This window comes from uncultured Rothia sp., from assembly GCF_963544205.1.
Taxonomy (GTDB): domain Bacteria; phylum Actinomycetota; class Actinomycetes; order Actinomycetales; family Micrococcaceae; genus Rothia.
Window position 1 is genome coordinate 64,637 of the sequence record NZ_CAUUDY010000001.1, and the last position, 24,832, is coordinate 89,468.

The window sequence follows — 24,832 nt, forward strand, 5'->3', positions numbered from 1 at the left end:
CGATACTGAAGAAGAGCATTACTATGAGCCGTCCCCAGCAGTACACCGACGATTTGCGTCTTGCGCATATTCTTGCCGATAGCGTCGATCGTGTGAGCGCCATGCGTTTTCGTGACCGCCCGGTCTTCTCCCCCGCTTCCGAGGTACTAGAGCCCGCCGAGGCGGCACCCGCCGCAACGCCGTTGGCGCCCTGGCAGCAGGCGGTTCAGCAGCCCGCAGAACCGCAGGTACAGGAGCAGGAACCGGTCGATTACACCTCGGGTGTGGCTCAGGAGGTTGAGGAGCTTCTGCGCGCTCAGCTGTCGCGTGTGCGCACTCGTGACGGTATTGCCGGTGAGCATGCCGGCTATAACGGTCAGGCGTCGCGCCAGTGGGTGATTGCGCCGATTGCTGAGCTGGATAATTTTCGCCGCGGCGTGCCGGTGTGGGCGACTCTGATTGCTCTGCTGGATCAGGGTGAGCCGGTGGTGGGTGTGGTGTCTGCGCCCGCGCTGGGTCGCCGCTGGTGGGCGGCTCGCGGTTCGGGCGCGTACACGGGTAAGTCCTTGGCGCAAGCGACTCGTCTTGAGGTGTCCTCGCTGACTCAGCTGGATCAGCTATCTGCCGCATACACCGACCTCGCGTCCTGGAAGGTAGCCTCTGAAGGCGCTGTGGACCGCTCTGGCGAGCTTGTACAGCTTCTGGGCTCCGTGGGTCGTTCCCGTGCGTACGGCTCGTTCTGGGCGGCGTGTATGCTCGCTGAGGGCGCGGTGGATACTGTGGTTGATCCGTCCCTGTCGTTCTACGAGGTGGCAGCGCTTCTGCCGCTAATCCGTGAGGCTGGCGGCGTCGCCTCCACCCTGGAGGGCGACCTGCCCGAGCACGCGGGCGTTTCGGTCTCCGGCGTGCACCCGGTGTCCCTGGTGGCAAGTAACACGGCGGCGGTCCAGCAGCAGGTGCTGGAGGCGCTCACACCCCGTTCCTAGGCTGTCTCTGCCCCTAGCCCCTCCCCCGATGGTGGTAGAAATATAGCGAGGCGGCGGCTTTCCGGTAAGTGGAAAGCCGCCGCCTCGCTATGTATCGCTATGAGAGCAAGCGTTGCCAGTTTTAGGACAGCATGGTGAGGGTGCCGAGCAGACCCAGCAGGCTCAGACCCGAGATGATGTACGCCAGAATGTTGAAGGTCGTCATCTTCGAGGTGTACTTGGTGGTGTGACCGGCGTTCACCTTCGCCGAGTAGATGGCAAGCCAAATGGAAACGCCGACCGGGATCAGGCCCACGAGCAGCAGAGCAATCACCATGATGTTGGGGCTCAGACCGGAGCTATACGCAGAGGAGCTGTAACCGCGGGAGTTGAGCGTTGCTTCAGAGTGGAGTGCCGCGACCTGAACCCACGCGTAGAGGGTCAGTGCCAGGGCGCCCAGGGAGGCACCGAAAGCGCCGATGGAGTAGAAGTAGCCGGGACCGCGGAAGTCGCCGGTGGTCTCACCATAGGGGCGGCGGTATTCAGCAGGTACCCGGTAGATGTCCGGGATGCGCTGGTAGCTGTCGTCGCGGTCACGCACGTTAGCGGGTGCTACGCCCAGGGCGGGGCCACCGGGTGCGGCGCCGAGGGGAGCGCCGGGTGCTACGCCTGCAGGTACCGGCTGCGGGGAGTTTGCGTTGTTCTGCTCCGGGAAGGAGGGGGCGGGAATCTGGTTTTCCATGGTGTGTCCTTGAGTGGTCGTCATAGTGGCTGCCGCATCGTAGCGGTGGTGGTGCGCCTATAAGCGACTTTTGGGTTGCTCTCGTACATTGCCAGTGAGGTTGAATGAACAGCCGACACCGAACAACGATATCTACCCTTCGATACTACGGCATAGGGTGCGTTTTCGTCTTCTCTGATGACGTTCTCATTACAATGCGGTCACCTGAGCGCCCTCCAAGCCCACAGGTACACCCTGAACGGCCCGAAAATTGGGCATAAAAATACCCGGCAGGTGACGCCGTGGGGCGTCCTGCCGGGTGGTAGAAACCTACCGCGGTTCATCCTCTGGATTGGAACCGATTATCACCGCCGCGCACCCGTGCAGGTGAGCGGGCGGTTGGGAGATCGTGGAGATGCGGGGAATCGAACCCCGGTCCGATGTGGCGTCAACGGGGCTTCTCCGTGCGCAGTTTATGCGAACGCTACTTTTCGGCTCCGGTACTTGCATAAACACATATACCGACGAACCTAGTCACGTAAAAGTCCCGCTAGCCCCCGCAACAAGGGCTAGCAGCAGTGGCCTTTTAAGTCGATGCCGGTAACTGAGCCAAAGGCATGCTCAGGCCGACAGACGGCAACTCGCGCTTAGGCAGCGAGTGCGAAGTCAGTGCGCTTAGATTCTGCACTTAATTTTTTGCAGAGGGCGTTAACGAGATAACCCTGCATCCTCGGCACGCTTCACCCATCTCAACTCACATCGTCGAAACCGATCATCCCCCTATGCTTTTATCAAAAAGCCCCACCGTTCTCTGAAAGTTTTCCTCAACGTACCTAGACGCCGTGGTGCCATTCAAACACGGTAGAGATTCAGTATATCTAAGATGTTTAACGGCGTGCAAGTCCTCTCCCCAGCACGGGCGGCGCGCTCACTGCCAGAGAACGTAAGCAGAGAACACTAGCTATGAACTGACGCTGAGAATGCTACCCGAGAAGAGTGCGAGCGCGCCTCCGCTACCGAGACATCCACCGCTGGAACATCCACCGCGCACACCCGAAACACGGCGGGCACAGAAAATCACGGGCACAGCAAACGGGGTGAGACACCCCAGAAAATCTGGGAGCCCCACCCCGTCGCGTACCGCATTAGGCGGTTAAAACTTAGCGGTGAGCCGGAACAGTCATGCGGCTGTTCGGGTTGTCACCAACCTGGCAGACCACGTTACCGTGACCGTCATCGGTACCAACCTCAAGGCACTTCTCAGTAGTCTGAGCGAAAGAAATGATGACGAAAAGCATGCAAATCGAAATCAGGACAGACACCGCACCGGTGATAATACCGGTGAGCGCGAATGCCTTACCTACGCCAACTTCCTTGACCTTCTTAAGGGACAGCGCGCCCAGAATAATCGCGGCAATACCCAGCAGAGCGCCGAACACGACGAAGCCAGTCACAACAGCGGCAATACCGAGAATCATCGCCGCAAGTGCCATGCCGGGAGCCTTCTTCGTAACGGGAGCCGCATACGGGTAACCCGCAGGCTGACCGTAACCATAAGCGTCCTGCTGAGGCTGCTGCTGGTAAGAATTCTGCTGGTAGTTGTAGTCAGCGGGCTGCGCCTGGTAGGAGGCGTCCTGGCCGTAACCGTACTGGTTCTGCTGAGCGGGCTGCGCCTGGTAGGAAGCGTCCTGACCGTAGCCGTACTGCTGCTGGCCGTAGCTGTTCTGCGCCGAAGCGCCCTGGGCAGCGTTCTGACCGTAAGCATTCTGCGAAGAGGGCTGCGCACCGAACTGACCGTACTGGTTCTGCTGTGCCGAGTTCTGCTGAGCGGCGTTCTGCTGAGCGGCGTTCTGCTGCTGAGCCTGACCGTAGGCGTTCTGAGCGGATGCGCTCTGACCGTAATCCTGGCCGTAGGTATTCTGTGCCGAAGGAGCCTGGCCGTAATCCTGACCGTAGGAGCTCTGGGCGGAAGAATTAGGCTGCTGAGCAGCGTAGGGGTTCTGTGCGTTCCCCTGGTTGTTTCCGTAGTTATTCTCAGACATCCGTCGTTCTTTCCTTCACAGTTGCAGCGAACAATTTATACTCGCCCAACGCACCATTGCGCGCTGAGTTCGGTTCCATTATATAAATAAGCCATCATCTGGGTCATCTGTGAAGTCCCAGATTTCAGAATCAGCGCCGAGAATCCACCAATCGGGCAGAATCAGTGCCGAAAAAGAGCAAAGGACCGAATAGTTCAACACTATTCGGTCCCTCAACGTTTCAAAGACTCAACATGGTTTAACGACGGGCTGCGTCGTAATCCTTGGGAGTCAGGGTCATGGTCTCACCGGCCACGGTGCACACGTAGTTACCGTTCGAATCCTGTACCGCATTCTCAACGCACTGACCCGCAAGAACAATGCCGAGCACCACCATAGCAGCAGCAGCAATCATGCCCAGCGCACCGGTGACAATACCACCAATCGCCATTCCCTTACCGGAAGCAGTACCGTTCTTCACCTTCACCAGGGCAACAATACCCAGGATCACGCCGACCAGGCCCAGAACAGCACCGAAAATCATCAAGCCAGTGAGCAGACCAAGAATACCCAGAACCAGCGAAGCAATCGCCAGAGCCGAGCTCGGCTTCGGCTGGTAGCCGGGGTAGCCGCCCTGCATGTTGTATGCGGGTGCCTGCTGCGGCGCGGGAATGAACTCGCCCGGGTTCTGCTGGTAGTTCGGGTTCTCAGACATGTGTCTCCTCATAAAGTATGGTGCTCGCGGTACGCCACGAATTTTCAACCATTATACGCGAGGAAATAAGCCCGGTCCCCCGCCGCTGTCACAAGTTTTGCCTCAGCCCTAGCCGAGGTTGCGGTAACGCATCGCGCGGCGCGCCTCCAGGTCATCCTGACGCTCACGCAAAGCCTGACGCTTATCGTACTCACGCTTACCGGTCGCCAAAGCAATCTCAACCTTCGCACGACCATTCGAGAAGTACAGCTTCAACGGAACCACCGTGTAACCGGTCTCCTTCAGCTTCTGCGCCAACTTGTTAATCTCAGAACGATGCAGCAGCAGCTTACGGCGACGACGAGCCGCGTGGTTCGTCCATGTACCGTAACCATACTCCGCAATATGAATACCCTCGAGCCACATCTCGTTATCGGTCACCTGGCAGAAACCGTCCACAATGGACGCCCCACCATCACGCAGAGACTTCACCTCAGTACCCAGCAGAACAATACCCGCCTCATAGGTATCCACAATGTTGTAGTTGTGGCGAGCCTTCTTATTCTGGGCAATAATCGCGTTATTCGGGTCCTTCTTCGCGTCTTTCTTCTTTTTCTGAGCCATCACTCAATCCTTATACGTCTTAGCTCTCTTCAGCCGCGCGCCCCGAAGCACGCCAGCGAATACCAGCATCAATAAAGGCGTTCAAACCGCCATCCAAAACATTAGAGGTATTACCCTCCTCATAGCCGGTACGCAGATCCTTCACCATCTGGTACGGATGCAGAACATAGGAGCGCATCTGATCACCCCAGCTTGCCTTAATGTCACCGGCAAGCTCCTTCTTCTTCGCGTCCTCCTGCTCCTTACGCAACAGCAACAGGCGAGACTGCAGCACGCGCAAAGCCGCCGCACGGTTCTGCAACTGCGACTTCTCATTCTGCATCGACACCACAATACCGGTCGGCAAGTGAGTCATACGCACCGCCGAATCCGTCGTATTCACCGACTGACCACCCGGGCCCGAGGAGCGGAACACATCCACCTTAATCTCAGACTCGGGAATCTCAATAGCATCCGTCTGCTCAATCAGAGGAATCACCTCAACCGCCGCGAACGAGGTCTGGCGGCGGCCCTGATTATCGAACGGCGAAATACGCACCAGACGGTGAGTGCCCGCCTCCACCGACAGGCGACCGAAGGCGTACGGCGCGTTCACCTCAAAGGTCACCGACTTCAGGCCCGCCTCCTCAGCGTAAGAGGTGTCCAGAACCTTCGTCGGATAGCCGTTCTTCTCCGCCCAACGCAGGTACATGCGCAGAAGCATCTCCGCGAAATCAGCAGCATCCACGCCACCGGCACCCGAACGGATCGTCACCACAGCCTCACGCTGATCGTACTCACCCGACAGTAGCACCAGCACCTCAAGCTCCTCCAGCTTGGCGCGAATCTCACCGCACTCACGCTCCGCATCAGCAAGCAGCTCGGCGGCAGTTTCCTCGTCCTCAGCCTCCGCAAGCTCCACCATCACCTCAACATCATCAATGCGAGAAGACAGCGAACGCAGACGATTCAGCTCCGACTGCTTATACGACAGGGCGCTCGTCACCTTCTGCGCATTCTCCACGTCATCCCACAAATCGGGTGCCGCAGCCTGCGCAGACAGGTCCTCAATGGCGCGCTCAATCCCCTCAATATCGCTCACAGCAGCAATAGAGGTGAAAATCGCGCGAAGCTCTTTAATCTCAGCAGAAAAGTCGAAGGATGCCATAGCCTTTAACACTATCGCGAAACTGCCAGAAAGTCCCGCCGTTACAGCCCGCAACAGCCCACAGCGCAGAAGGATGATGCAGACAGAGGGCAGAAGCCGCGCAACGAAGACATCAAAAGGGCATAAAACGAGGGCGCATCCGCTAGCCGTTACACTACCTTGCGGATGCACCCTCGCAGTCTAATGGGGGCTCACAACGCCCTATGGGGGGGGCTCACAGCGCCCCTAGTCGCTGGACGGGTTAGTCGCTGGACGGGCCCTGACTCGTCTTCAAACGCGACGAACCGTGAGCGGTCACCTCAATACCATCAGGCACCAGAATCGACAGCAGCGGCGGACGAATACGAGCCGACAGGTACACGTGCACGCTCTGGTCAGAATCCACGGACACGTTATCCAGACGCAACGCCTGAAAATCCTGCCCCGGTTGAACCTCAGCCAAGTACGCGCTCGCGTACTCCCACGCTGCCGAACCACTCGCCTCTTCCGGAGTGCGGATCGTGCGGGTAATCGAGTTCGCCTGAGCGTCAGCCATATCCTGCAGGTGCTGAGTCTGCAGATACGCGCCGGTAATCGCCACCGTCACCGAACCAATGAGCAGAAGCAACGCCACCATGCCCACAATCAACGGGGCAATACTGCCTTCTTCCGGGCCTGATGCGACCGGTCCTGAGGCGAGCGCACGGCTCTGCGCACGGGCACGAACGTGGGCGTAGCGCTCCCGTACAGCCGAGAACAGGTGAGCAGTCGGAAACAGGTGAGCCGGCGAACCATTAGGAATCAGCATGACCAGACCCCCAACTCGTCGCATGAGAACTCACCGGAATCACGCCGCCACCCATAAACGAAGGCAGCAGCGGCAGACGCGCCTGAACCGTCACCGTGGCGTACGCCTTCGTACCCGAGACGCACTCCCCCGACGCACAGCTCAACGACACGCTCACATCGGAAGGCTCAACCCCGTAATCCGCGGCAGCATGCACCGCCAGACGCTGAGCCAAATCCGGGCCAACCGACGAGTCCTGCGGCTGCTCCTGCACATACAGCACCACCTGGGCGCTCGCCGCATGAGCCGCCATCACCGAAGACTGCAAGCTAAAAATCGTCAGAATGCCGTAGAGCACCGGGATGAGCAGAGTAATGCCCAAACCCAGGAACTCCACAATGGCGCTACCCTCTTCAGAGTCGTGTTGCTCAGAAAGAGACCGACCAGAGCGGCTCTTCAGGCGTTCCTTCACCCGCTGCCGAAGCGAAAAGTCGCTAATCACCGGAACGCTGCTCCGCATAAATCGCATGCCCCTTCACCTCAATAGAATCCGGAAAACCCCACGGGCCCAGCACCGGCAAAGGAGACTTCACCGTCACCTCCAAGGTGCGCACGCCCGTAGAATCACTACTCTGACGGTACGAAATATTCTCAGCATAGGACGACGGAAGAGCCCCCTCAATCATCTGACGGGTACGCTCCATGCCCTCCTGCGGAGTGCGGTCACGCATCGTACCGTAACGTGCCCCAGCCGCCGCAGCATCCACCAGCATGGTTCGTGCATACAGGGCGAAAGAAACCTGCAGAATCGCCATGGTCAGCAACACCAGCAGTGCACCGACCATGACGAATTCCGTGCTGGCGTCACCGCGCTCGCTCTCCTCCACAGAATATTCTGCGGAGGATAGCTCAGCGGCAGTCAGCTCAGAAGCGATGCGGGGCTTACGCATTACTGGTGAACCAGAGCAATCGCGTCGTTGAACATCTTGGTCAGAGCGGGCTGAGCAATCGCCAGGATAGCTGCAACCAGCACGGCGCTCATCATGGTGATCATGACCCAGCCGGGCACGTCGCCGCGCTCGGGGTCATCCTGCGTGTTCTTCAGGCGCAGAGCCAGCACGGATGCGATAGCCAGGGCGATCAGCACGGTGAGGGTGGTGCGGAAACGACGGAACATGATTTTCTCCTTCTATCAAAGGGTGTAGTGTGTGGTTGGTACGGCGCGCCGGGCAATCAGCCCAGCCCGCCGCGGTGCAGCCGGTACGGTGTGTACCCGCCGCAAAATCTAAAAGTTCAAACGCATGAGCGACAAGCCCGGGAAGACCGCAAAAATTACGGTCAGCGGCAGGATGAAAAACACCACCGGGGCGAGCATCGCAATCTCCTTCTTACCGGCTGTTTCCATCAGCTCACGCTTAGCGTTATCGCGCACATCCTGAGCCTGCGCACGCAACACATCAGCCAGAGGGGTACCGCGCTCAATCGCAACAGCAATACCCTCAACGAAGCGGCTCAACGCCGGAACGCGAGTACGCTCCGCAAACTCCTGCAACGCGCTCAGTAGCGAAATACCGGTGCGGGTCTGCGCCAAAATCTCAGAAAACTCACGAGCCAACTCGCCGCGAGAGGTCAAACAGATACGCTCCAAAGCCGCCAGCGCCGACTCGCCCGCCGTCACCGACAGAGCCATCATCTCCGCCAGCGCCGGGAACTCAGCAACCAGTTGCTTCTCACGCTTGGTCACCGCCTCGCCCAGCCACCAGTCACGCGCCAGAAAGCCGCTCAAACCGCTCACCAGCACCAGCACAAGAGCCACCAGGATGGAGAAACGCTCCTGCACCACACCAATCACAGTCAAAGCACTCATGACGGTCACACCGGCAAGAGCCCACAGCAGCTGCTCAGCACGAAACGCGCTCACGCTCTGCGAAGAACCCGCGCGGCGCAGACGCTCCTGCACCGAACTATCGCTCAGCGACGAGCCGCTCAACGACGAAGACAGCGAACGAAGCAGCGGCGCGCAGAACGCCGAAATCGCCTCCAGCAAGCTCGGCTCATGACGCTCCTGCTCCTTCAGCAACGACTCACGCAGAGTCTCACCGCGCAGCTGCGACGCCACACGATCCGAGAACGAAATACTGCGAGTATTCAGCACCGAAGAAAGAATCAGACCCACGCCGGTCGCCAACACCAGACCAAAAATCAGAGGCAGGTTCATCCGAAAACCCTCCGTTCACGCGGCAACTCGCCAATACGCAGCATCAGACGGTACGCCGCAAAAGAAATAGCGGCACCGGCAATCATCAGCATCGCACCGGCAAACGAGTTATACACCATGCGCGCGGCAGGCTGAGTCGCCATCAGACACAGCACAAACCACGGTGCCACGCACGAAAGACGCGCCGCATTCACCGTCCACGACTGACGAGCCAGAAGCTCCGAACGGGTACGCGCATTCTCACGTAGAAAATCACTCAGCGTGCCCAGCAGCTTACCCAGGTCCGAGCCGCCCACCTCGCGAGCAATCTTCAACGCCTCAATAATGGTGTCCGCCACCGGGTCAGAGAGGTACTCCTTCAAACGGTTCAGCGACGGCACAAACTCACCCGACGCACGGTAATCACGCGAGAAATGGGCGAAGGCATCACGCAACTCTTCCGGGCCGCGGTACGAGAGCTGAATCAGCGCCTCCGGCAAGGACAAACCCGCACGAATCGCCGAACGCAGGTGGTCCACCGCATCCGGCCACAACTGCCAAATACGGGCATCCGCCGCGCGAGCACGATGATTCACAATCACGCGAGGTGCCGCAAAACCACCAATCAGGCCCAGCAAGCCAAGCGGCAAAAGCTGAGTGACCATCAACAGCAGAACCGACGCGCTCACGCCGCTGGCAACGCTCACCCACATGAACGTGCGAGGAGTCAGCGAATGCATACCCGCCTTACGCAGCGCCACAACCAGCGCCGGGTCGTTACTCGGCTTCGGCGGCTTGCCGTTATCCGGAAAGCAGGAAAGGTAAATCAGGCAGACGCCCAACCCCAAAATCAGGCTCAGAAACAGAGGCATCACTGACCCGCCTTCGCCGCAGCCAGCACCTGCTCAGGACGGTGACCGGCACGAATCCAACGGTCCGGGTTCGGCAGCTCCAACGCCACGCACACCATCTGACCGTCACGGCGCACAAACAGCGGGGACATCTCAATCACTCCGTCCTCAACGCGGCCACCCAGCATGCTGATCTCTTCGACCTGACGCTGACCGCGCGAATCGCGGCCGCAATGCACCACAATGTCAAAGCAGGACGCCACGGTCGGCACCACGAACGCCGAGGAAATATTCTCGCCCGCCAGCAGCGGCAGGGTACAAATCTTGGTCACCGCGTCACGTGCCGAGTTCGCGTGAATCGTGCACATGCCCGGCAGACCAGCGTTGAGCGCAATGAGCATGTCCAGGGATTCCGCCTCGCGAACCTCACCAATGAGGATGCGGTCCGGGCGCATACGCAGCGCCTCCTTGACTAGGCGGCGCAACTCAATGGCGCCAGTGCCCTCAAGGTTCGGCTGGCGGCACTGCAAACCCACCACATCGCGTAGCGGAACCGCGAGCTCAAAAATTTCTTCGCAAGTAATCACACGCTCACGCGGCGGAATGGACGCCGACAAGCAGTTCAGCATCGTGGTCTTACCCGCCTGTGTCGCACCCGAAACGAGGATGTTCATGCCGCTCTCCACCGCAGCGTGCAGCAGAGACGCCGCACCGGCGCTCAGCGAGTTCATGCGCACCAAATCAGGAAGACGGCGGGCACGCACCACGAACTTACGGATGTTAATGCTCGTATGCTTGCGGGTAATATCCGGAATCACCGCGTGCAGTCGGGAGCCGTCCGGCAGGGATGCATCAACGAACGGGGAGGAAAGATCCACTCGACGACCCGAAGGCTTGAGCATACGCTCCAGCAGGCTATTGATTGCCTCGGCGCTCAGGTGCAGGCCAGTCAGCTCGCTCTCGCCATTGCGGGCAATAAAGATTTCATCAGGAGAGTTAATCCAGATTTCTTCAACGCTCTCATCATCCAGGAACGGTTGAATCACGCCGAAGCCGCAGATTTCGTCATGCAGGCGCTGGGCCACGGAGTCACGGTCACCCAAATCGGGCAGGGAGATGCGGGTGCGTCGCTGTTCATAATCGTTCAGGTGCTCGTCAATGAGCCCGCGAACGGCGTGCTGGTCCTCATGCGGGTCCAGGCTACGGTGGCGCATTGCCTCACGGATATTTTCCTCGAGCAGAGTAAGATGCTCCGCCCGGGTATCCAGTACGGTGTTCTCCATTGAAATGATCCGATGCTGTGTGTTGTGTGGTTGTGTGGAATACGGTGAAGCATTGATACATCAATGCCACCATCACCCTAGCGTCAAAGCATCAAATTTATCAAAATGTAATAAAACACCCCTTAATATTTACGAGTATAGTATTTGAGTATTTTTGATGCATATAATCGCACATATCGTTACCTAACGTGCATCAAAATTCAAAACACCTAGTCAGCTGTGACTCACAGAACAGTCGCCCGCGCACCCCTCGAACCCTTCGCTGCCGACCGCAACTATATTGCACTTGGTGCACGCGTAACATTTCGTCTTACAACACCCGCAGACGCCTCTCTTGAAGCAACAACATTCGGGCACAGCAAAGGGGCGTGCACTCCCCCATCGGGAATACACGCCCCATCACAAGCAATCATCTAGCGATTAGTCACCGCCGCGAATCACCTTCACAGCTTCCTTAATCGGACCGTCAAAACGCAGGTTACCGTGCTCCAGCACCACGCCGCGGTCACAAATCTTAGAAACCAAATCCAGGTCGTGGCTCACCACGGCAAGAGTCTTACCGGCAGAGCACAGCTCCTGAATCTTCGCAATACACTTCTTCTGGAAAGGCTCATCGCCCACCGCAAGGATCTCATCCACCAGGAAGATATCCGGGTTCGTGTGAACCGCAACCGAGAACGCCAGGCGCAGGTACATACCCGAAGAGTAGAACTTCACCTCAGTATCGATAAAGTCGTGAATCTCAGCGAAATCCACAATCGAATCGAAGGAAGCCTCAATCTCTTCCTTGGTCATACCCAAGATCGCGCCGTTGAGGTACACGTTATCGCGGCCAGTCAGATCCGGGTGGAAACCAGCGCCCACCTCAATCAGACCAGCAATATTGCCGCGAGTGAGAACCTCACCCTCATCAGCGCGCATCACGCCAGAAATCATCTTCAGCAGCGTAGACTTACCCGAGCCGTTCAGACCCAGCAGAGCCACACGCTCACCCTGACGAATATCCAGGCTCACGCCGTTGAGCGCATTGAACTTCTCCGAAAGATCACCCTTGCGGCCCTTAATCAGCCAAACAAAAGCTTCCTTCATCGAACGGGTGTGGCGCAGAACGAAGCGCTTCACCAGGTTCTCCACGTGAATCACCACGGGAGCGTCCGGGCTCACCGGAGGGAACTCAAGCTTCTTAATATCCACAGAATCAGAGCTCCTGGGCGAAGTTGCCCTCAAACTTACGGAAGAGCAAATCACCAATCAAAACGGTCAGCAGAGAAATACCAATGGCAATCGGAGTCCAGAAGCTGAAGAGATGCGGAACCACCTGCGAAGCAGGAAGCGCCAAATCCTCAGGACGGAGCGTCGGATGCCAGAAGCCATAGTGGAACAGCTCCACCGCAACGGTCAACGGGTTCATCATGAACACGTTGAACACCCACGGGTAAAGAGTGTCACGCACCATGGTCCAGGAGTACAGCACCGGGGCGAACCAGGTAGCCACCATCAGCAGCATGTCCACAATGTTCTCCGAATCGCGGAAGAACACGTTAGCCACACCGAAAATCAGACCCAGACCATAGGACAGCAGCATCACGATGAGCATGCCCGCCAGAATCGACTCAAAAGCCAACAAGGACGGATGCCAGCCCACCGCAAAGCATGCCAGGAGCATGACCACAATCTGCGGCACAAAATGCACCAGAGCCACCCACACCGTAGACAGCGAGAACAGCTCACGCGGCAGATAAATCTTGCGAATCAGAGCGCTGTTAACCACCATGGCGCGAGCACCATTACCAAAACCCTCCGAGAAGAAGTTAATCGCAATCATGCCCGAGAAAAGATACACAGCGTAGTTGTGCATACCGCGTTCCAGACCAAGGAAAAGACCCATGGCAATGTAGAACACCAGGAACTGCACACCCGGCTTAATGTAGGACCACAGAATACCCAGCACCGAGCCGCGGTAGCGGACCTGGATTTCCTTATCGACCAGAAGTCGAAGCAGGTAGCGATTCTTCATCGCATCCAGGATGCCGCGGCCGCGGCCGGGCGCCTTCAGGGGAACAGACTTCAGATCGCTCATCGGGTCAGCTCAGAATCCGTATGCTCAGCGAAGGTCTTAGCCCACGCATCGTAGGATGCAACCTCGGCCGCCTTCGAACGGTACTGCTCACGCAGCTTCTCCCAGCCGGTCACCAGCTGGACGTGCAGCTTAGCAGCCTGTGCCAGCTTCGACTTCAGCTGCTCGGGATCACGGCGGTACCAGAACAGGCCGGTACCCTCAGCGTTAGTCGCCAGAGCCGAATCGAACTTCGACAGGGTCCACCAGTTGGTCTCGCCGTAGTTCAGCTGAATCTGCGGGTGAGCCTTCGCCTCTTCGCTCACCGGCTTGAACAGCTGACGAGCAACAGTCTTCGCGGTCCAGGAAGCAAGCTTCTTGTAACCGGGGGACGCGAAGGAACGGCGACCACGGAACGGAGGCTTCTTCGTCTGAATAGCCGGGAAGTCATCCACGTTCGGCTTCACCTGAGACTCCGGGTACTCCTTAGCCATCGCACGAATCACCGGCAGACGCTGCGAGAGCGAGGGGTGCAGGTGCTCGGGGCCGGACAGCAGATCCTCCAGCGCCATCAGGCGGCCAGCCTCGGTGTAGTACTGCATGGACAGGGTGTGCTTGACGTCCAAGAACAGGGACTCCAGCAGCACGCGGCCACCCTTATCGAAGGGCGAGTGCAGCAGTGCGGTAATGAGGCGGTTGCGCTCGTGGTAGTACGCCTGCCAGCCGACGGAGTCGTCCTTATCGGTCCAGGACACGTGCCACACGCCCGCACCAGGGAAGGACACGGTAGCGAAGCCTGCAGCCTTAGCGCGCAGACCATACTCAGCGTCATCCCACTTCAGGAACAGGGGCAGGGACAGACCGATTTCCTTGATGACCGCGGTCGGGATGAGGCACATCCACCAGCCGTTGTAGTCCACGTCCACGCGGCGGTGCAGCCACGGGGTGTTACGCAGGTTGTGGTGGCCCAGGTTGTGGCCCATCGCCATGTCATCGTGCGGCTTAGCGTAGAAATTACGCCACGGGTCAACAACCTCACCGAACGCGTGCAGGACCGAGCGGTCGAACATGTCGAACATGTGCGCACCAACGATGGTGGGTTCCTTGCAGTAGTTCGCGAAGGTCACCATGCGCAGAATCGACTCGGGCTCCACGATGACGTCGTCATCGAGCAGCAGCACATAGTCGGAGCCGTTGTTGACAGCCTCAAACATGCCGCGCGAGAAGCCACCGGAACCGCCCAGGTTGCCCTGGTTAATGATGCGGAACTTACCGGAGAGGGGCTTCACGACCTCTTCAAAGTCCTCGTGGTCCTGCACCTTCTGGGTGCCCTGATCCACAATCAGGAACTCGTGCACAGCATCGAAAATCTCGGGGCTCTCACCCAGAGCACGAATGTTGTTGATGCAGTACTCCACCTTGTTCATGGTGGTAATCTGCACGGTCGCCTGACCAGCCTTCACATCAGCGCGGGGCTCAATATCGCCCAGCCAGTTCGCTTCAACCAGCTCAAGGTCAGTAGTGCCCGCCAGGTCGAACCAGTACCAGCCACCGTCACCGAACGGTGCCAGGGGCAGGGTGAAGGTGTTGGTCTCCTCGCCGGAGAGCAGCTTCGCGTCCACGCGCTGAATCACGCCACGGCCATTGGACTTGTACACAATGACCATGCCCTCGCCGCGAGTCTGAACGCTCAGCACGACCTTCTTCAGGTCAGTCCAACGGCGCCAGTACGACGCGGGGAACGCGTTAAAGTACGTACCGAAAGACAGGCTCTGACCCGCGCTCACGGTGATGGAACGGCGGCTGTTCAGGTTATTAGCGGCATCACGGTTTGCGCTGGCGCTCGAGACAGACTGACCGGAGGTGTTCATCGCCTCCGCAATGGAGGTCGAAGCATCGCCGTCAATACGGGTAGGCAACTGAACACCGGTCGCGACACTCGCGTCCACGTACAGGGGCACAACGTCAGTCTCAACTGCGCTCGGGAAAATAACCCGCTGCAGGTTCTTCAAAGTCTTATCAGCCATGGTTATGCGTCAACACCACCGGACTCGATCTTCGCGCCGTTAGCGAAGTGCGGGCGGATCTTGTTGTCAAACATGGACAGTGCAGCACCGATAGCCATGTGCATATCCAGGTACTTGTAGGTACCCAGGCGGCCACCGAACAGCACGTTGTTCTCACCCTTAGCCAGGTCGCGGTACGCCAGCAGCTTCTCACGGTCCACGGAGGTGTTGACCGGGTAGTACGGCTCGTCGCCCTTGTTTGCGAAGCGAGAGTACTCGCGCATGATGACGGTTGCGTCCTTGGTGTAGTCACGCTCGGGGTGGAAGTGACGGAACTCGTGGATGCGGGTGAAGGGAACATCAGCATCCGGGTAGTTCATCACGGAGCAGCCCTGGAAGTCCTCAATCGGCAGAACTTCTTCTTCCAGGTCGATGGTACGCCAGGACAGGTCGCCCTCAGCGTAGTCGAAGTAACGGTCAACCGGACCGGTGTAGACCACGGGAATCTGGCCCAAAACGTTCTCGCGAGAGTACTGGTGACCGGGCTCGAAGAAGTCAGTGTTCAGGTGCACCTCAATGTTCGGGTGCGCCGCCATGCGCTCCAGCCATGCTGCGTAGCCGTCAACGGGCAGACCCTCGTACTTGTCGTTGAAGTAGCGGTTGTCGTAGTTGTAGCGAACCGGCAGGCGGGAAATGATGGATGCGGGCAGCTCTTCCGGCGGGGTCTGCCACTGCTTAGCGGTGTAGTGCTTGATGAACGCCTCGTACAGGGGGCGGCCAATCAGGGAGATACCCTTATCGTTCAGGTTCTGCGGGTCGGTACCAGCCAGCTCGCCAGCCTGCTCAGCGATAAGCGCCTTTGCCTCTGCCGGAGAGTAAGCTGCGTTGAAGAACTGGTTGATGGTACCCAGGTTAATCGGCATGGGGTAGACAATGCCGTTGTGGCGGGTGTACACGCGGTGTACGTAGTTGGTGAAGTCAGTGAAACGGTTCACGTACTCCCAGACACGCTCATTGGAGGTGTGGAACAGGTGCGCACCGTAGCGGTGCACCTCAATACCGGTCTGCTTCTCCTTCTCGCTGTATGCGTTACCACCGATGTGGGAACGGCGGTCGAGCAGGGCAACCTTCAGGCCCAGCTCAGTGGCAGCCTGTTCTGCGATGGTCAGACCGAAGAGGCCCGAACCGACTACTACGAGGTCAGCGGTCAATGTTTTCTCCTGTATTATCACGGCGCACCGCCCCTTCTGCGAGGGCGGTATTCACCTACCAGATTGGACACATCCGAGAGTTCTCAGTCGCGCCGCAATCCGCACGGGTGGGTGCAAAAAGCCCCTCCCGTGATGGATATAGTCATAATCTAAGATACCCGTTTATCATGCCTCACGCATACTTATGACGTGTTTTTAGTGGCTTTTGGACTATTGTTCGCGCGCTCTTTCCCTGGGCGAATATTCTTCACGAACCCCGAGGTCAAGCGGGGCTGCGGGGGCTCATTTTTCTGCGGATTTTGACGTTCCACCGGGGGCGAAGAATGTTTGTTTACGGGTAAATATTCATTGCGGTTAGCCATCGCGATTTTGCTGCGCCGCAAAACAATCGATGGGGTGGGGTCATGAAACGCCACGAGCGATGGGGCTCTATGACGGACATCAATGGGGATGTGCAGGTGGGCTTAACGTAGGTGTTTCAGTGGGCGTATTACCGGGCTTTTGAACGGTAATCCGGGCAGTATTTCGGTGGGTTATCCACAGTTTTTTGAAAAACGGGTCGAAAAATTCAAAAAATACGAACATTTTAGGTTGCAAACAGTCTATTTATTGAATTTTAATGCTTTTTAATGTTTTCTGAGGGTATGACTCTCTTCTTTCTCGATCACCACAACACCACCGACGCGCTCCCATACCCCCGCGTCATCCGCCTCGACGGTGAGGCGGCACCCCACGGGGTACAGCTTCAGCTGGCACACGCGGGCGACGGTTCCTCCCTGGAACAGGCACTCAACCAGGCTCTACAACAGTCTGAAACCGGCGCGCCCCTCACCGCGAAGGACACCCCGTTTCAGCTATTCCCCGTGCGCGAGGGCACCGAGCTGGAGACCCCGCAGAACGCACCTGGAAATGGCATCTCTGAAAGCGTTATGCCCACACGTAATCTTCTTGGCGGCACGGTTCCAAACGACTCTCAGCCGCTGAACGCACCCGCCGTCAGTGTGCTACGCATCCTGCGCGGCCCCGACGCGGGCGCGTCCTTCCCTATCAGCCGCGGCCGAACCAGCCTCGGCAGGGCGGCACTAGCTCCCCGCGGAGGAGAGCAGCCGCGCCATATTCACTTGCAGGATCCTTTCCTCAAGCCGGTACACGGCAGCTTCTACGCCGATAGCTCCGGCATCCGTTGGATTGAGAAATGTCCGGTCGCAAGCGAGGGCAGCGAAAAGATGCAGAGTGCAGAGCCGCGCGTCCTGCGCTGGGACGATCCCTTCCGCCTCGGCTCCTCACTCTGCATGCTCACCTCCCCCAGCACCGACGGCGAGCGCACCGTGGAGAAGACGAGCGCGCACACCATTGCAGAGAATTCCGGCGAGCCCTCACAGACGCTCGCTCCCCTGGGAGATGCCGGCAACCCGTTTGAGCCGGTGGTCGTGAACCCTCCCGCGCCGCGTAAGCTCAAGCAGATTCTGTTGAGCGTGTGCCTGCCGATTGTGGTGGGTCTGATTATTGCGCTGGTGACCGGCATGTGGTTCCTTCTGCTGATGTCTGCGGCGTCTTCGCTGCTGATGCTTCTGCATTTCTTTGGCGGTCGGGCGGAGAACCGCGCCGCCTCGCAGCAGACCCGTCAGGCGGCGGCACAGGAGAAGGAGCGTGCCCTCGCCCTGGCGACCGCGGGTAACTTGGCGATTTCGGGTCCCTCTGCCATGCATGACGCTGCCTACCCGGCTATTGTGCTCGGGTGCGGTCCTCGCCAGCCTTACCTGCGCGGTCGCAACCTCCCGCTGGGCACTTTGGAGAAGCAGGATGCGCCCCACTACCTGCCGCTGCCCACCCCGGCTCTCGGTCACTACCTGAAGCTGGAGGAGGCGCATCTACGCGCCTACCTGGTGCAGTTGGTGGCGGGGTATCCCGGTGCGGTGCACGTTCTGCTGGCGGGTGCTGAGAGCGCTGATCAGCAGCGCACTAATAGTCTCTTGCAAACTCTGGCTGTGGTGCCGGGCGTAAGCGTGCATTGCCTGCCGGGCGCGCAACAGGAGAAGTACCTGCAGGCTCTGCAAAGTAGCCTGCAGTCGGAGCTGTCCGCATCTGTTCCGCCGCTAATTCTCATGCCGCAGCATACGAGCGCGGTTTACGCTCCCCTGCTGACCGCACTAACCTCCGAGGCTACCACTGAGTCTTCGCAGTCCCGCGCGTTCGCCTCCCCGCGTGATCAGAAGATAAGCGCTCCGGCGCTCTGCGTGGTGGGCGGTGCCGAGGCTGATAGCCCGGCCCCTGCACCCGGTGCGCTTTTTAGTTCCGCCTGGATTGAGTGTACGAGCGAGGGTAGCCACCACCAAAGCATCCGCTACCGCGCGCACGGTTATTCGGCGCCTCCGGTGCAACCCACCGAGGGTGTCTATCAGGTGCACCCGTTGGCGTGTGAGGGCCTGTGCCAGCACGCCGACGGCCTAAGCGTTAGGTCGTTCTGCGCCACTCTTGAGAACCTCTACCGAACCGGATGCGAGCAGGAGCAGGGCGCGCTCAACGAGGCGCAGGTGCACCAGTCGGCTCATCTGTTCTCTTCGCTTCAGCGGCAGAGCGCACAGCAGAAGAACCGTGCCGATGACATGGCGGTGGAGTCCGTTCTGCAGCGCTGGTCTGCTCAGCGTTACGCCTCCAATATTCGCTGCTACCTGGGTGTTTCTTCGGGTGGCTCGCTGAATATTGGCCTGTCTGAGCACGGCCCGCACTGGCTGCTCGGTGGCACGACCGGTGCCGGTAAGTCGCAGCTTCTGCGTTCGCTGGTGCTCAGCGCCGCCCTGCGTTACCCGCCCGAGCGTCTGGGGCTGATTCTGGTGGACTTCAAGGGTTCTGCGGGTTTGGGTCCTCTGGCTCAGCTACCGCATGCGCTCAGCGTCTTGAGCAATTTTGACGTGTCCGCGGTGGAGCGTGCCCTCGAATTTTTGCGCGCCGACATTCACCGCCGCGAGGTGGATCTGCAGGCACTCGGCGTGAACTCCTACCGCGACTACCTGGCGTCCTGTCAGGCGGCGGGCACGACTCCGCGCTACCCCGAACTGCTGATTGTGGTGGATGAGTTCCGCATGCTCATCGATTCCATGCCGGACGCGATGGCTGAGCTGATGCGCATTGCCACGATTGGTCGCTCGCTGGGTCTGCACCTGGTGTTGGCGACTCAGCGTCCGCAGGGCGCTATTTCGCAGGATATTCGCGCCAATATTGCCACGAGCATTTGCCTGCGTGTGGCAAGCGCGCAGGATTCTTATAACCTGCTGGAGCACGAGTCTGCGGCGTATATTTCGGCGGCGCATCCGGGTGCCGGGTACGTGCGCCTGCCCGATGGTCGTTCTCTGCCGTTCCGTGCCCCGCTGGTGGATGCGGTCCCCTCGACCAGCGATGCCCGCCCGGTGCAGGTGCTGGGTCTTGAGGAGGGCGGCTGGCGTGAGCTGACTACTGTCTCCCCCGTTCAGAAGACGGGTGGGAATGAGGATGAGCTGCTGATTCGTTCGGCGCAGCAGATTCGTGCGCTCTACGAACGCGAGTACGCTCCGAGGGGTGCGCAGAAGAGTGCGGCGGTTGAGGATAAGTACTGCCCGATTCCGCCGGAGCTTCCCGAGAACACCCCGCTACCCGCGTTGGAGGCGCCGGTTAGCGGACCGGTCGCGTACGGTATTGACCCGGCGGTGACCCCTCATGAGTCCACCGAGCCCAGCGCCGCCCCCGAAGGCTACCTGCTGGGCGAGCTGGAGATTGCCCGCTACGGCGTGCGCCGCCGCATTAGCTGGTCGGGGCATCAGGCACTGGCGCTGCTAGCGCAGAACGCCGAACGAGCCCCGATGCTGTATGGTTTGCTAGCTCAGGCGTTCGCCGCCCGCACGCCGGTTGTTCTGCTGACCTCTGACGGCGCGCTCCACCGCGACCTTGAACCCTACGCCGGTGCCTTTGAGACGCTCGTGGGCGCGCAGGAGCTTTCGCATCTGCGTTTCTGCCTGGAGGAGCTGCGCACCCCGAACCTGTGGGGTGCCGAGGCTACCGCCCGCCCGCTCATCATTGTGGACGGCCTGGACAGCTGGTTGGAGGCGCTGGTTCGCCAGCCCGATACGGAGAACCTGCTCTACGACCTACTCTCGCAGGGGTGCCGTCGCGGCTATTCGGTGGTGTTCACCTCCGCGTTGAACCCGCGCGGTCGTTTCGCCGCTGCGGCGCATTCTACGCTGTTGAGCCGCCGCTTCCTGGACGCCGATCTGATGCGTTCGACGAGCAAGGATTACCCCACCCCGGCGCAGAGCCACTACTGCGTGGAGGGTGCCATTAATGAGGAGTTGATTGGGGATCAGCCGCTGAGCGCTTCGATTCTTTCGCCCTGCGTTGCGGGCTTCCAGGAGCTGGTTCAGGTTCTGCGGAGTAACGCCGCGAGCGCTTCTAACGGTTCAGCCGCTCGCCCAGGCACACTGTTGAAGCAGTTCCCCGAGTACTACCGCATGCCCTCGACCGAGTATGTGACTGCTGCCCACGCCGCATGCAATCCGCAGGGCGCTAAGCTGCTGGTCGCGTTTGACCGTCGGCAGATGCCGGTGTGGATGAGCGCCCCGGCTGGCGCTGTGGTTCCGGTGCAGGGTTCCCGTTCAGCGGGTAAAACCACCCTGCTAGAGAGCATTGCTCAACTCAACCCCCAATTGGAAACCCTCGTCATTGAGGGTTCTGGCGGCACTTCGGGTGATGGCGGAGCGTCGGGCGAGCCGCCGAGCGTGGAGCGTACCCGTGCACTCCTGGACTCGGTGAAGAACCCCGCGCACACGCTCGTGCTCATTGACGACCTGCAGTACCTGCAGCCCGCCGTTCAGCAGCTGCTTCTGGAGCGTCGAGGTGAGTTCCGTGCCATGCTGGTCGCCTACACGCCCTGGCCGAGGCGCGCCTCCTCACCCCTGCTGGCTGCGCTCATGGGATGCTCGCGTGCGCTCCTGCTCGCGCCCACCTCCCTGGCGGACGCCGACATGTGCACGGTGACCGCGCTACCGCTGGATCGGTTCACGCAGGGTGAGCAGCCCGCAGGTCGCCTCGTGGTGGTGGACGGCGCCTCCGTCTATGCGGCGCAGGTTCCCCTGGCGCTGAGCCCGGTAGCGCAGGCGGCTACGCCCGTGCAGAAGGTGCCGGCAGCGGTCTAGGGTTTAGTGGTTTAGCGGCGTCGGCGGTTGTACTTCTCCGCTTCTTCGCCCGATGCCTCGGTGACCGCCTCAATATAGCGGCGGCTACTGGGCATGAGCACGAAGATGAAGGCAGCCGCCGCACCAATAACGCCCGCAATCGTGATGACCTGGCCAATGTTCAGGCCGTAGGCGCTCACGTTCATGACGAGGGTGCTTGCGGTGACCCACAGTGCGCAGAGGGTAATCAGGATCATGGGCAGGCGCGAACCGAAGCGGCCGCGGTAGAAACGCAGGCCAAAGTAGGTCATGCCCGCGGCGATGAGAACCTGGAGCACACCGCCCACAATCGCCTGAGCGGTAGACATTCCGCTGACGATAAAGGGGTAGAGGATACCGCGAATCAGGATGTACGCCGCGAAGGTTTCGGTCAGGGCGAATGCATAGATGACGTTGAACGGGCGTGACGGCACGATGGGCTCCTCATGGGTAGTGTCGGCGGCAGACCGGGGTGTATTCGGTCCGATGTGTTGGTCGATGCGCTAGTGCGTTAGCGGGTGGGTGCTCCCCTGCCTCGGGTTCACCGCCTCGTCGTCGGTGCGGTGTGCAGGGGGTAGGTACCGCTATATATTATGCCCGAGGCGCCACTCACCCAGCCGCCCACGCCTCGCCTATGAGACGGGGTTCAGAACAGATATGTCACCATGCGATTCCTCAACCTCTCAATTAGACAAAGGTTTGCCTAAGTGATAGATGCCTCAGTGTAATACTGAAGTTTTTAGAGAAAAGTACTTGTCACATCCGCTCCAACATGCGAAAGTTGATAAGTCAATTTTCACCCTAACCCAGGGTGTGCATCCCATTAGCGGATGTATTTGACACGCGCACAGGAAAATAGATGTGTCTTGCCACCGCGTGAGACCGTAAATCATGAAGGAGGTCCACCGTGGATTGGCGTAGTCGTGCAGCTTGTTTGGACAAGGATCCGGAGCTGTTCTTCCCCGTAGGAAACACCGGACCTGCCCTGTTGCAAATTGAAGAGGCTAAGACCGTCTGCCGCTCTTGCGAGGTTGTAGACGTCTGCCTGAAGTGGGCCATCGAGACCGGCCAGGACTCCGGCGTATGGGGTGGCACCAGTGAAGACGAGCGTCGTGCGATGAAGCGTCGCGCAGCTCGTGCCCGCCGTGCATCCTAACTTCCGGAGTATTCAATAGGGCATCAAAAGCGTGGTGCAGTGACATTGTCACTGCACCACGCTTTTGCCATATACAGAACCTATCTAGACAGCAAACTGCCGCCGCTCCCCTGATTGGAAGCGGCGGCAGTTCTACATGTCATGCAAGAAGGCGGCTAGACGAGCACCGCGGTAATGACCACGCGGGTGCCCTTCGGCTCATTAGCCTCCCAGCGAATCGAGCCGTTCAGCTCGCTCGCCACCAGGGTACGCACAATCTGCATGCCCAGGCCTTCCTTGCCGGTCACCGGGCGGTAGGCGTTCGGTCCGGACTCTTCAATCTTCTTATCGCCCATGCCCTTACCGTCATCGGTAATTACGACGGTGAGGATGTTCTCGCCCTCATCATTAGTGCCGCGAATACCCTCGAGGGTCACGGTGCCGGTCTCACCGTCTAGGCCGTGTTCCACAGCGTTCGCGACAACCTCGTTAATGACCAGCGCCAGAGGAGTAGCGAACTGGCTCGGCAAAGACCCAAAGGAGCCAATCAGCTTGGTGGACACGTGCTGACCGGGCGACGCCAGCTCAGCCGCCAGGTGGAACTGACGCTCAATCAGTTCGTCAAAGTCGACATTCTGGGTCAGGCCCTGCGAGAGCGCCTCATGCACGGTAGCAATGGTTGCCACGCGGCGCATCGCCTGCTCCAGGCCCTGGCGAGCCTCGTCCGTGGTCATGCGGCGCGACTGCAGGCGCAACAGAGCGGAGACGGTCTGCAGGTTGTTCTTCACACGGTGGTGAATTTCGCGGATGGTCGCATCCTTGGTCATGAGCTCCAGCTCGCGGCGGCGCAACTCGGTCACGTCGCGGCAGAGAATCACGGCACCCTCACGTTCAATGCGGGCACGCCTCTGCGCCAGCAGCGGGATGGAACGCATCGTGACGCGGGCGCGGGCAATGACCAGTTCGGTGCGCAGGTCGCTGCGCCCAGCAAGGACGAGTTGCAGGGTTTCGTCTGCCTGCTCACCGGAAGGAAGCATGGCGCGGGTGACGTCTGCGAGGTTTCGCTTTTCGAGGTAGCCGGTCATGCCCATGCGGTTGTACATGGAGTTTGCGTTCGGGGACGCAACGACCACGCGACCGGAGGGGTCAAGCACAATAATGCCGTCAATCACGCGGGGGTTGCCCTGAGTGTTGTTTCCCTGGGCGAGGGGGTCGGGCCACAGGCCGGAATGCACCATGGAGAGCATGGTGTCGGCGGCGAATTCGTAGACCTCGTCGCTGATGGAGGGGTAGCCGCTGGGGGTAGCAATCTTGTGGCTGGTCAGTAGCGCGATGGTGCGGTTGTTACGCACAATGGGCACGAAGGTCACGTGCACGCTCGGGCGGGCACCCACGCCTTCGCCACTTCCTTCATCGGTGTAGGTGCTGATGTTCTGGCTGGTCCAGACGCGGTATGCTTCGTTGCGGATTCCGTCTTCCATATCGTGCTCGATGATGTCATGGTGGAAGAGGGTTCGGACGTTAGAGGGGCGCACGTGCGCGAAGGCGCGGAAAGTACTGGTTGCGCTGGGACCAGAGACGGCATCCGGAGAGCTGCCGTCGGCAACAACGTAGTCGGTGGGGAACCATAGAACCAGGTCACTCTGGGCGATGTCAGAGATGACCTGCCATTCGCCCATGATGAGGTGAATGCGTTCAGTGTCGCCGGGACCGAAGTCGCAGGCGCTCATAATTCCTTCTGCAAAAGACATATGTTTGTGTGCTTCCCTAAGTTCGGGTGTGTTCAACCATTTTACGGTTTGTTCGCCGCAAATCCCATTCAAACGACAATACGTGGAATAGTTTACAGAGCATTTCTTGGAGCGCGCTTTTTAATCGCAAATATGACGCCCTGAGATGAGATGAACCCCTCAACTTTGAGGTGAAATATTCGCGCTACTGCCCTGCATTATTGTCACCTTCCCCGATTCAAAACCCCGGCCCAGAACCCTAC

The 24,832-nt window shown here is 59.4% G+C and carries 21 protein-coding genes and 1 other RNA gene; 3 read left to right on the forward strand and 19 right to left on the reverse strand.

Features of this window, described 5'->3' with window-relative positions; genetic code table 11:
• The first annotated feature begins 23 nt into the window (after positions 1-23).
• Positions 24-965, forward strand: a complete 942-nt coding sequence (locus tag RWZ58_RS00245; protein ID WP_314656642.1) for an inositol monophosphatase family protein — start codon at positions 24-26, stop codon at positions 963-965.
• A gap of 121 nt (positions 966-1,086) precedes the next feature.
• Here the strand turns inward: RWZ58_RS00245 and RWZ58_RS00250 are convergent, their stop codons facing one another.
• The 17 genes from RWZ58_RS00250 to glf all read right to left on the reverse strand — a co-directional run bounded on the left by RWZ58_RS00250 (position 1,087) and on the right by glf (position 16,521).
• The gene (locus RWZ58_RS00250; protein ID WP_314656643.1) at positions 1,087-1,686 is read right to left on the reverse strand and encodes a hypothetical protein; all 600 of its coding nucleotides are present in this window, start codon (positions 1,684-1,686) and stop codon (positions 1,087-1,089) included.
• Between the two features lie 386 nt (positions 1,687-2,072).
• Positions 2,073-2,445, reverse strand: a transfer-messenger RNA (tmRNA) gene (gene ssrA, locus RWZ58_RS00255).
• Between the two features lie 380 nt (positions 2,446-2,825).
• Positions 2,826-3,707, reverse strand: coding sequence for a DUF4190 domain-containing protein (locus RWZ58_RS00260; protein ID WP_314656644.1), 882 nt, complete (start codon positions 3,705-3,707; stop codon positions 2,826-2,828).
• Positions 3,708-3,945: 238 nt separating this feature from the next.
• Positions 3,946-4,401: a DUF4190 domain-containing protein gene (locus tag RWZ58_RS00265; protein ID WP_314656645.1), complete on the reverse strand. Its 456-nt coding sequence runs from the start codon at positions 4,399-4,401 to the stop codon at positions 3,946-3,948.
• 108 nt (positions 4,402-4,509) lie between these two features.
• Complete coding sequence (gene smpB / locus RWZ58_RS00270; RefSeq protein ID WP_005505423.1) at positions 4,510-5,004, reverse strand: SsrA-binding protein SmpB; 495 nt, start codon at positions 5,002-5,004, stop codon at positions 4,510-4,512.
• 19 nt (positions 5,005-5,023) lie between these two features.
• Positions 5,024-6,151, reverse strand: coding sequence for a peptide chain release factor 2 (prfB, locus tag RWZ58_RS00275; protein WP_049327697.1), 1,128 nt, complete (start codon positions 6,149-6,151; stop codon positions 5,024-5,026).
• 241 nt (positions 6,152-6,392) lie between these two features.
• On the reverse strand, positions 6,393-6,962 hold the full coding sequence (locus RWZ58_RS00280; RefSeq protein WP_314656647.1) for a pilus assembly protein TadG-related protein: 570 nt from the start codon (positions 6,960-6,962) through the stop codon (positions 6,393-6,395).
• Complete coding sequence (locus tag RWZ58_RS00285) at positions 6,925-7,437, reverse strand: pilus assembly protein TadE (protein ID WP_314656648.1); 513 nt, start codon at positions 7,435-7,437, stop codon at positions 6,925-6,927. The genes RWZ58_RS00280 and RWZ58_RS00285 overlap by 38 nt, the downstream gene beginning before the upstream one ends.
• Positions 7,412-7,867 carry a pilus assembly protein gene (locus RWZ58_RS00290; protein WP_314656650.1) on the reverse strand — a complete coding sequence of 152 codons (456 nt, stop codon included), beginning with the start codon at positions 7,865-7,867 and terminating at the stop codon, positions 7,412-7,414. The genes RWZ58_RS00285 and RWZ58_RS00290 overlap by 26 nt, the downstream gene beginning before the upstream one ends.
• Positions 7,867-8,094 (reverse strand): hypothetical protein, encoded by a 228-nt coding sequence (locus tag RWZ58_RS00295; protein WP_314656653.1) that lies wholly within the window; start codon positions 8,092-8,094, stop codon positions 7,867-7,869. The genes RWZ58_RS00290 and RWZ58_RS00295 overlap by 1 nt, the downstream gene beginning before the upstream one ends.
• A gap of 108 nt (positions 8,095-8,202) precedes the next feature.
• Positions 8,203-9,135 (reverse strand): type II secretion system F family protein, encoded by a 933-nt coding sequence (locus RWZ58_RS00300; protein ID WP_314656655.1) that lies wholly within the window; start codon positions 9,133-9,135, stop codon positions 8,203-8,205.
• Positions 9,132-9,986 (reverse strand): type II secretion system F family protein, encoded by an 855-nt coding sequence (locus tag RWZ58_RS00305; RefSeq protein ID WP_314656657.1) that lies wholly within the window; start codon positions 9,984-9,986, stop codon positions 9,132-9,134. The genes RWZ58_RS00300 and RWZ58_RS00305 overlap by 4 nt, the downstream gene beginning before the upstream one ends.
• Positions 9,986-11,248, reverse strand: a complete 1,263-nt coding sequence (locus RWZ58_RS00310) for a CpaF family protein (protein ID WP_297606276.1) — start codon at positions 11,246-11,248, stop codon at positions 9,986-9,988. Before RWZ58_RS00310 ends, RWZ58_RS00305 begins: the two co-directional genes overlap by 1 nt.
• 420 nt (positions 11,249-11,668) lie before the next feature.
• Positions 11,669-12,442, reverse strand: coding sequence for an ABC transporter ATP-binding protein (locus RWZ58_RS00315; protein WP_049337844.1), 774 nt, complete (start codon positions 12,440-12,442; stop codon positions 11,669-11,671).
• Between the two features lie 4 nt (positions 12,443-12,446).
• Positions 12,447-13,328, reverse strand: a complete 882-nt coding sequence (locus RWZ58_RS00320) for an ABC transporter permease (RefSeq protein WP_049352622.1) — start codon at positions 13,326-13,328, stop codon at positions 12,447-12,449.
• On the reverse strand, positions 13,325-15,331 hold the full coding sequence (locus RWZ58_RS00325) for a glycosyltransferase (RefSeq protein WP_049352623.1): 2,007 nt from the start codon (positions 15,329-15,331) through the stop codon (positions 13,325-13,327). The genes RWZ58_RS00320 and RWZ58_RS00325 overlap by 4 nt, the downstream gene beginning before the upstream one ends.
• Positions 15,332-15,333: 2 nt before the next feature.
• Positions 15,334-16,521: a UDP-galactopyranose mutase gene (gene glf, locus RWZ58_RS00330; protein WP_070848099.1), complete on the reverse strand. Its 1,188-nt coding sequence runs from the start codon at positions 16,519-16,521 to the stop codon at positions 15,334-15,336.
• A gap of 644 nt (positions 16,522-17,165) precedes the next feature.
• Between glf and RWZ58_RS00335 the strand changes: the two genes are divergently transcribed.
• The gene (locus RWZ58_RS00335; protein ID WP_314656661.1) at positions 17,166-21,686 is read left to right on the forward strand and encodes an FtsK/SpoIIIE domain-containing protein; all 4,521 of its coding nucleotides are present in this window, start codon (positions 17,166-17,168) and stop codon (positions 21,684-21,686) included.
• A gap of 11 nt (positions 21,687-21,697) precedes the next feature.
• Here the strand turns inward: RWZ58_RS00335 and RWZ58_RS00340 are convergent, their stop codons facing one another.
• Complete coding sequence (locus RWZ58_RS00340; RefSeq protein ID WP_314656663.1) at positions 21,698-22,138, reverse strand: alpha-N-acetylglucosamine transferase; 441 nt, start codon at positions 22,136-22,138, stop codon at positions 21,698-21,700.
• 473 nt (positions 22,139-22,611) lie between these two features.
• Here RWZ58_RS00340 and RWZ58_RS00345 point away from each other — a divergent pair, with 473 nt between their 5' ends.
• Positions 22,612-22,860: a WhiB family transcriptional regulator gene (locus tag RWZ58_RS00345; protein ID WP_005505386.1), complete on the forward strand. Its 249-nt coding sequence runs from the start codon at positions 22,612-22,614 to the stop codon at positions 22,858-22,860.
• A gap of 155 nt (positions 22,861-23,015) precedes the next feature.
• On the opposite strand, the gene RWZ58_RS00350 is transcribed toward RWZ58_RS00345, so the two are convergent.
• Positions 23,016-24,590, reverse strand: a complete 1,575-nt coding sequence (locus RWZ58_RS00350; protein ID WP_314656666.1) for a histidine kinase N-terminal domain-containing protein — start codon at positions 24,588-24,590, stop codon at positions 23,016-23,018.
• Positions 24,591-24,832: the final 242 nt, after the last annotated feature.

Excerpts from the sequence above, each read along its gene's own strand:
- prfB (WP_049327697.1), bottom strand. The coding sequence starts at position 6,151 with ATGGCATCCTTCGACTTTTCTGCTGAGATTAAAGAGCTTCGCGCGATT.
- RWZ58_RS00305 (WP_314656657.1), bottom strand. The coding sequence starts at position 9,986 with ATGCCTCTGTTTCTGAGCCTGATTTTGGGGTTGGGCGTCTGCCTGATT.
- RWZ58_RS00290 (WP_314656650.1), bottom strand. The coding sequence starts at position 7,867 with ATGCGTAAGCCCCGCATCGCTTCTGAGCTGACTGCCGCTGAGCTATCC.
- RWZ58_RS00310 (WP_297606276.1), bottom strand. The coding sequence starts at position 11,248 with ATGGAGAACACCGTACTGGATACCCGGGCGGAGCATCTTACTCTGCTC.
- RWZ58_RS00320 (WP_049352622.1), bottom strand. The coding sequence starts at position 13,328 with ATGAGCGATCTGAAGTCTGTTCCCCTGAAGGCGCCCGGCCGCGGCCGC.
- RWZ58_RS00285 (WP_314656648.1), bottom strand. The coding sequence starts at position 7,437 with ATGCGGAGCAGCGTTCCGGTGATTAGCGACTTTTCGCTTCGGCAGCGG.
- smpB (WP_005505423.1), bottom strand. The coding sequence starts at position 5,004 with ATGGCTCAGAAAAAGAAGAAAGACGCGAAGAAGGACCCGAATAACGCG.
- RWZ58_RS00325 (WP_049352623.1), bottom strand. The coding sequence starts at position 15,331 with ATGGCTGATAAGACTTTGAAGAACCTGCAGCGGGTTATTTTCCCGAGC.
- RWZ58_RS00265 (WP_314656645.1), bottom strand. The coding sequence starts at position 4,401 with ATGTCTGAGAACCCGAACTACCAGCAGAACCCGGGCGAGTTCATTCCC.
- RWZ58_RS00300 (WP_314656655.1), bottom strand. The coding sequence starts at position 9,135 with ATGAACCTGCCTCTGATTTTTGGTCTGGTGTTGGCGACCGGCGTGGGT.
- RWZ58_RS00350 (WP_314656666.1), bottom strand. The coding sequence starts at position 24,590 with ATGTCTTTTGCAGAAGGAATTATGAGCGCCTGCGACTTCGGTCCCGGC.
- RWZ58_RS00245 (WP_314656642.1), top strand. The coding sequence starts at position 24 with ATGAGCCGTCCCCAGCAGTACACCGACGATTTGCGTCTTGCGCATATT.
- RWZ58_RS00250 (WP_314656643.1), bottom strand. The coding sequence starts at position 1,686 with ATGGAAAACCAGATTCCCGCCCCCTCCTTCCCGGAGCAGAACAACGCA.
- RWZ58_RS00335 (WP_314656661.1), top strand. The coding sequence starts at position 17,166 with ATGACTCTCTTCTTTCTCGATCACCACAACACCACCGACGCGCTCCCA.
- RWZ58_RS00295 (WP_314656653.1), bottom strand. The coding sequence starts at position 8,094 with ATGTTCCGTCGTTTCCGCACCACCCTCACCGTGCTGATCGCCCTGGCT.
- RWZ58_RS00260 (WP_314656644.1), bottom strand. The coding sequence starts at position 3,707 with ATGTCTGAGAATAACTACGGAAACAACCAGGGGAACGCACAGAACCCC.
- RWZ58_RS00280 (WP_314656647.1), bottom strand. The coding sequence starts at position 6,962 with ATGCGACGAGTTGGGGGTCTGGTCATGCTGATTCCTAATGGTTCGCCG.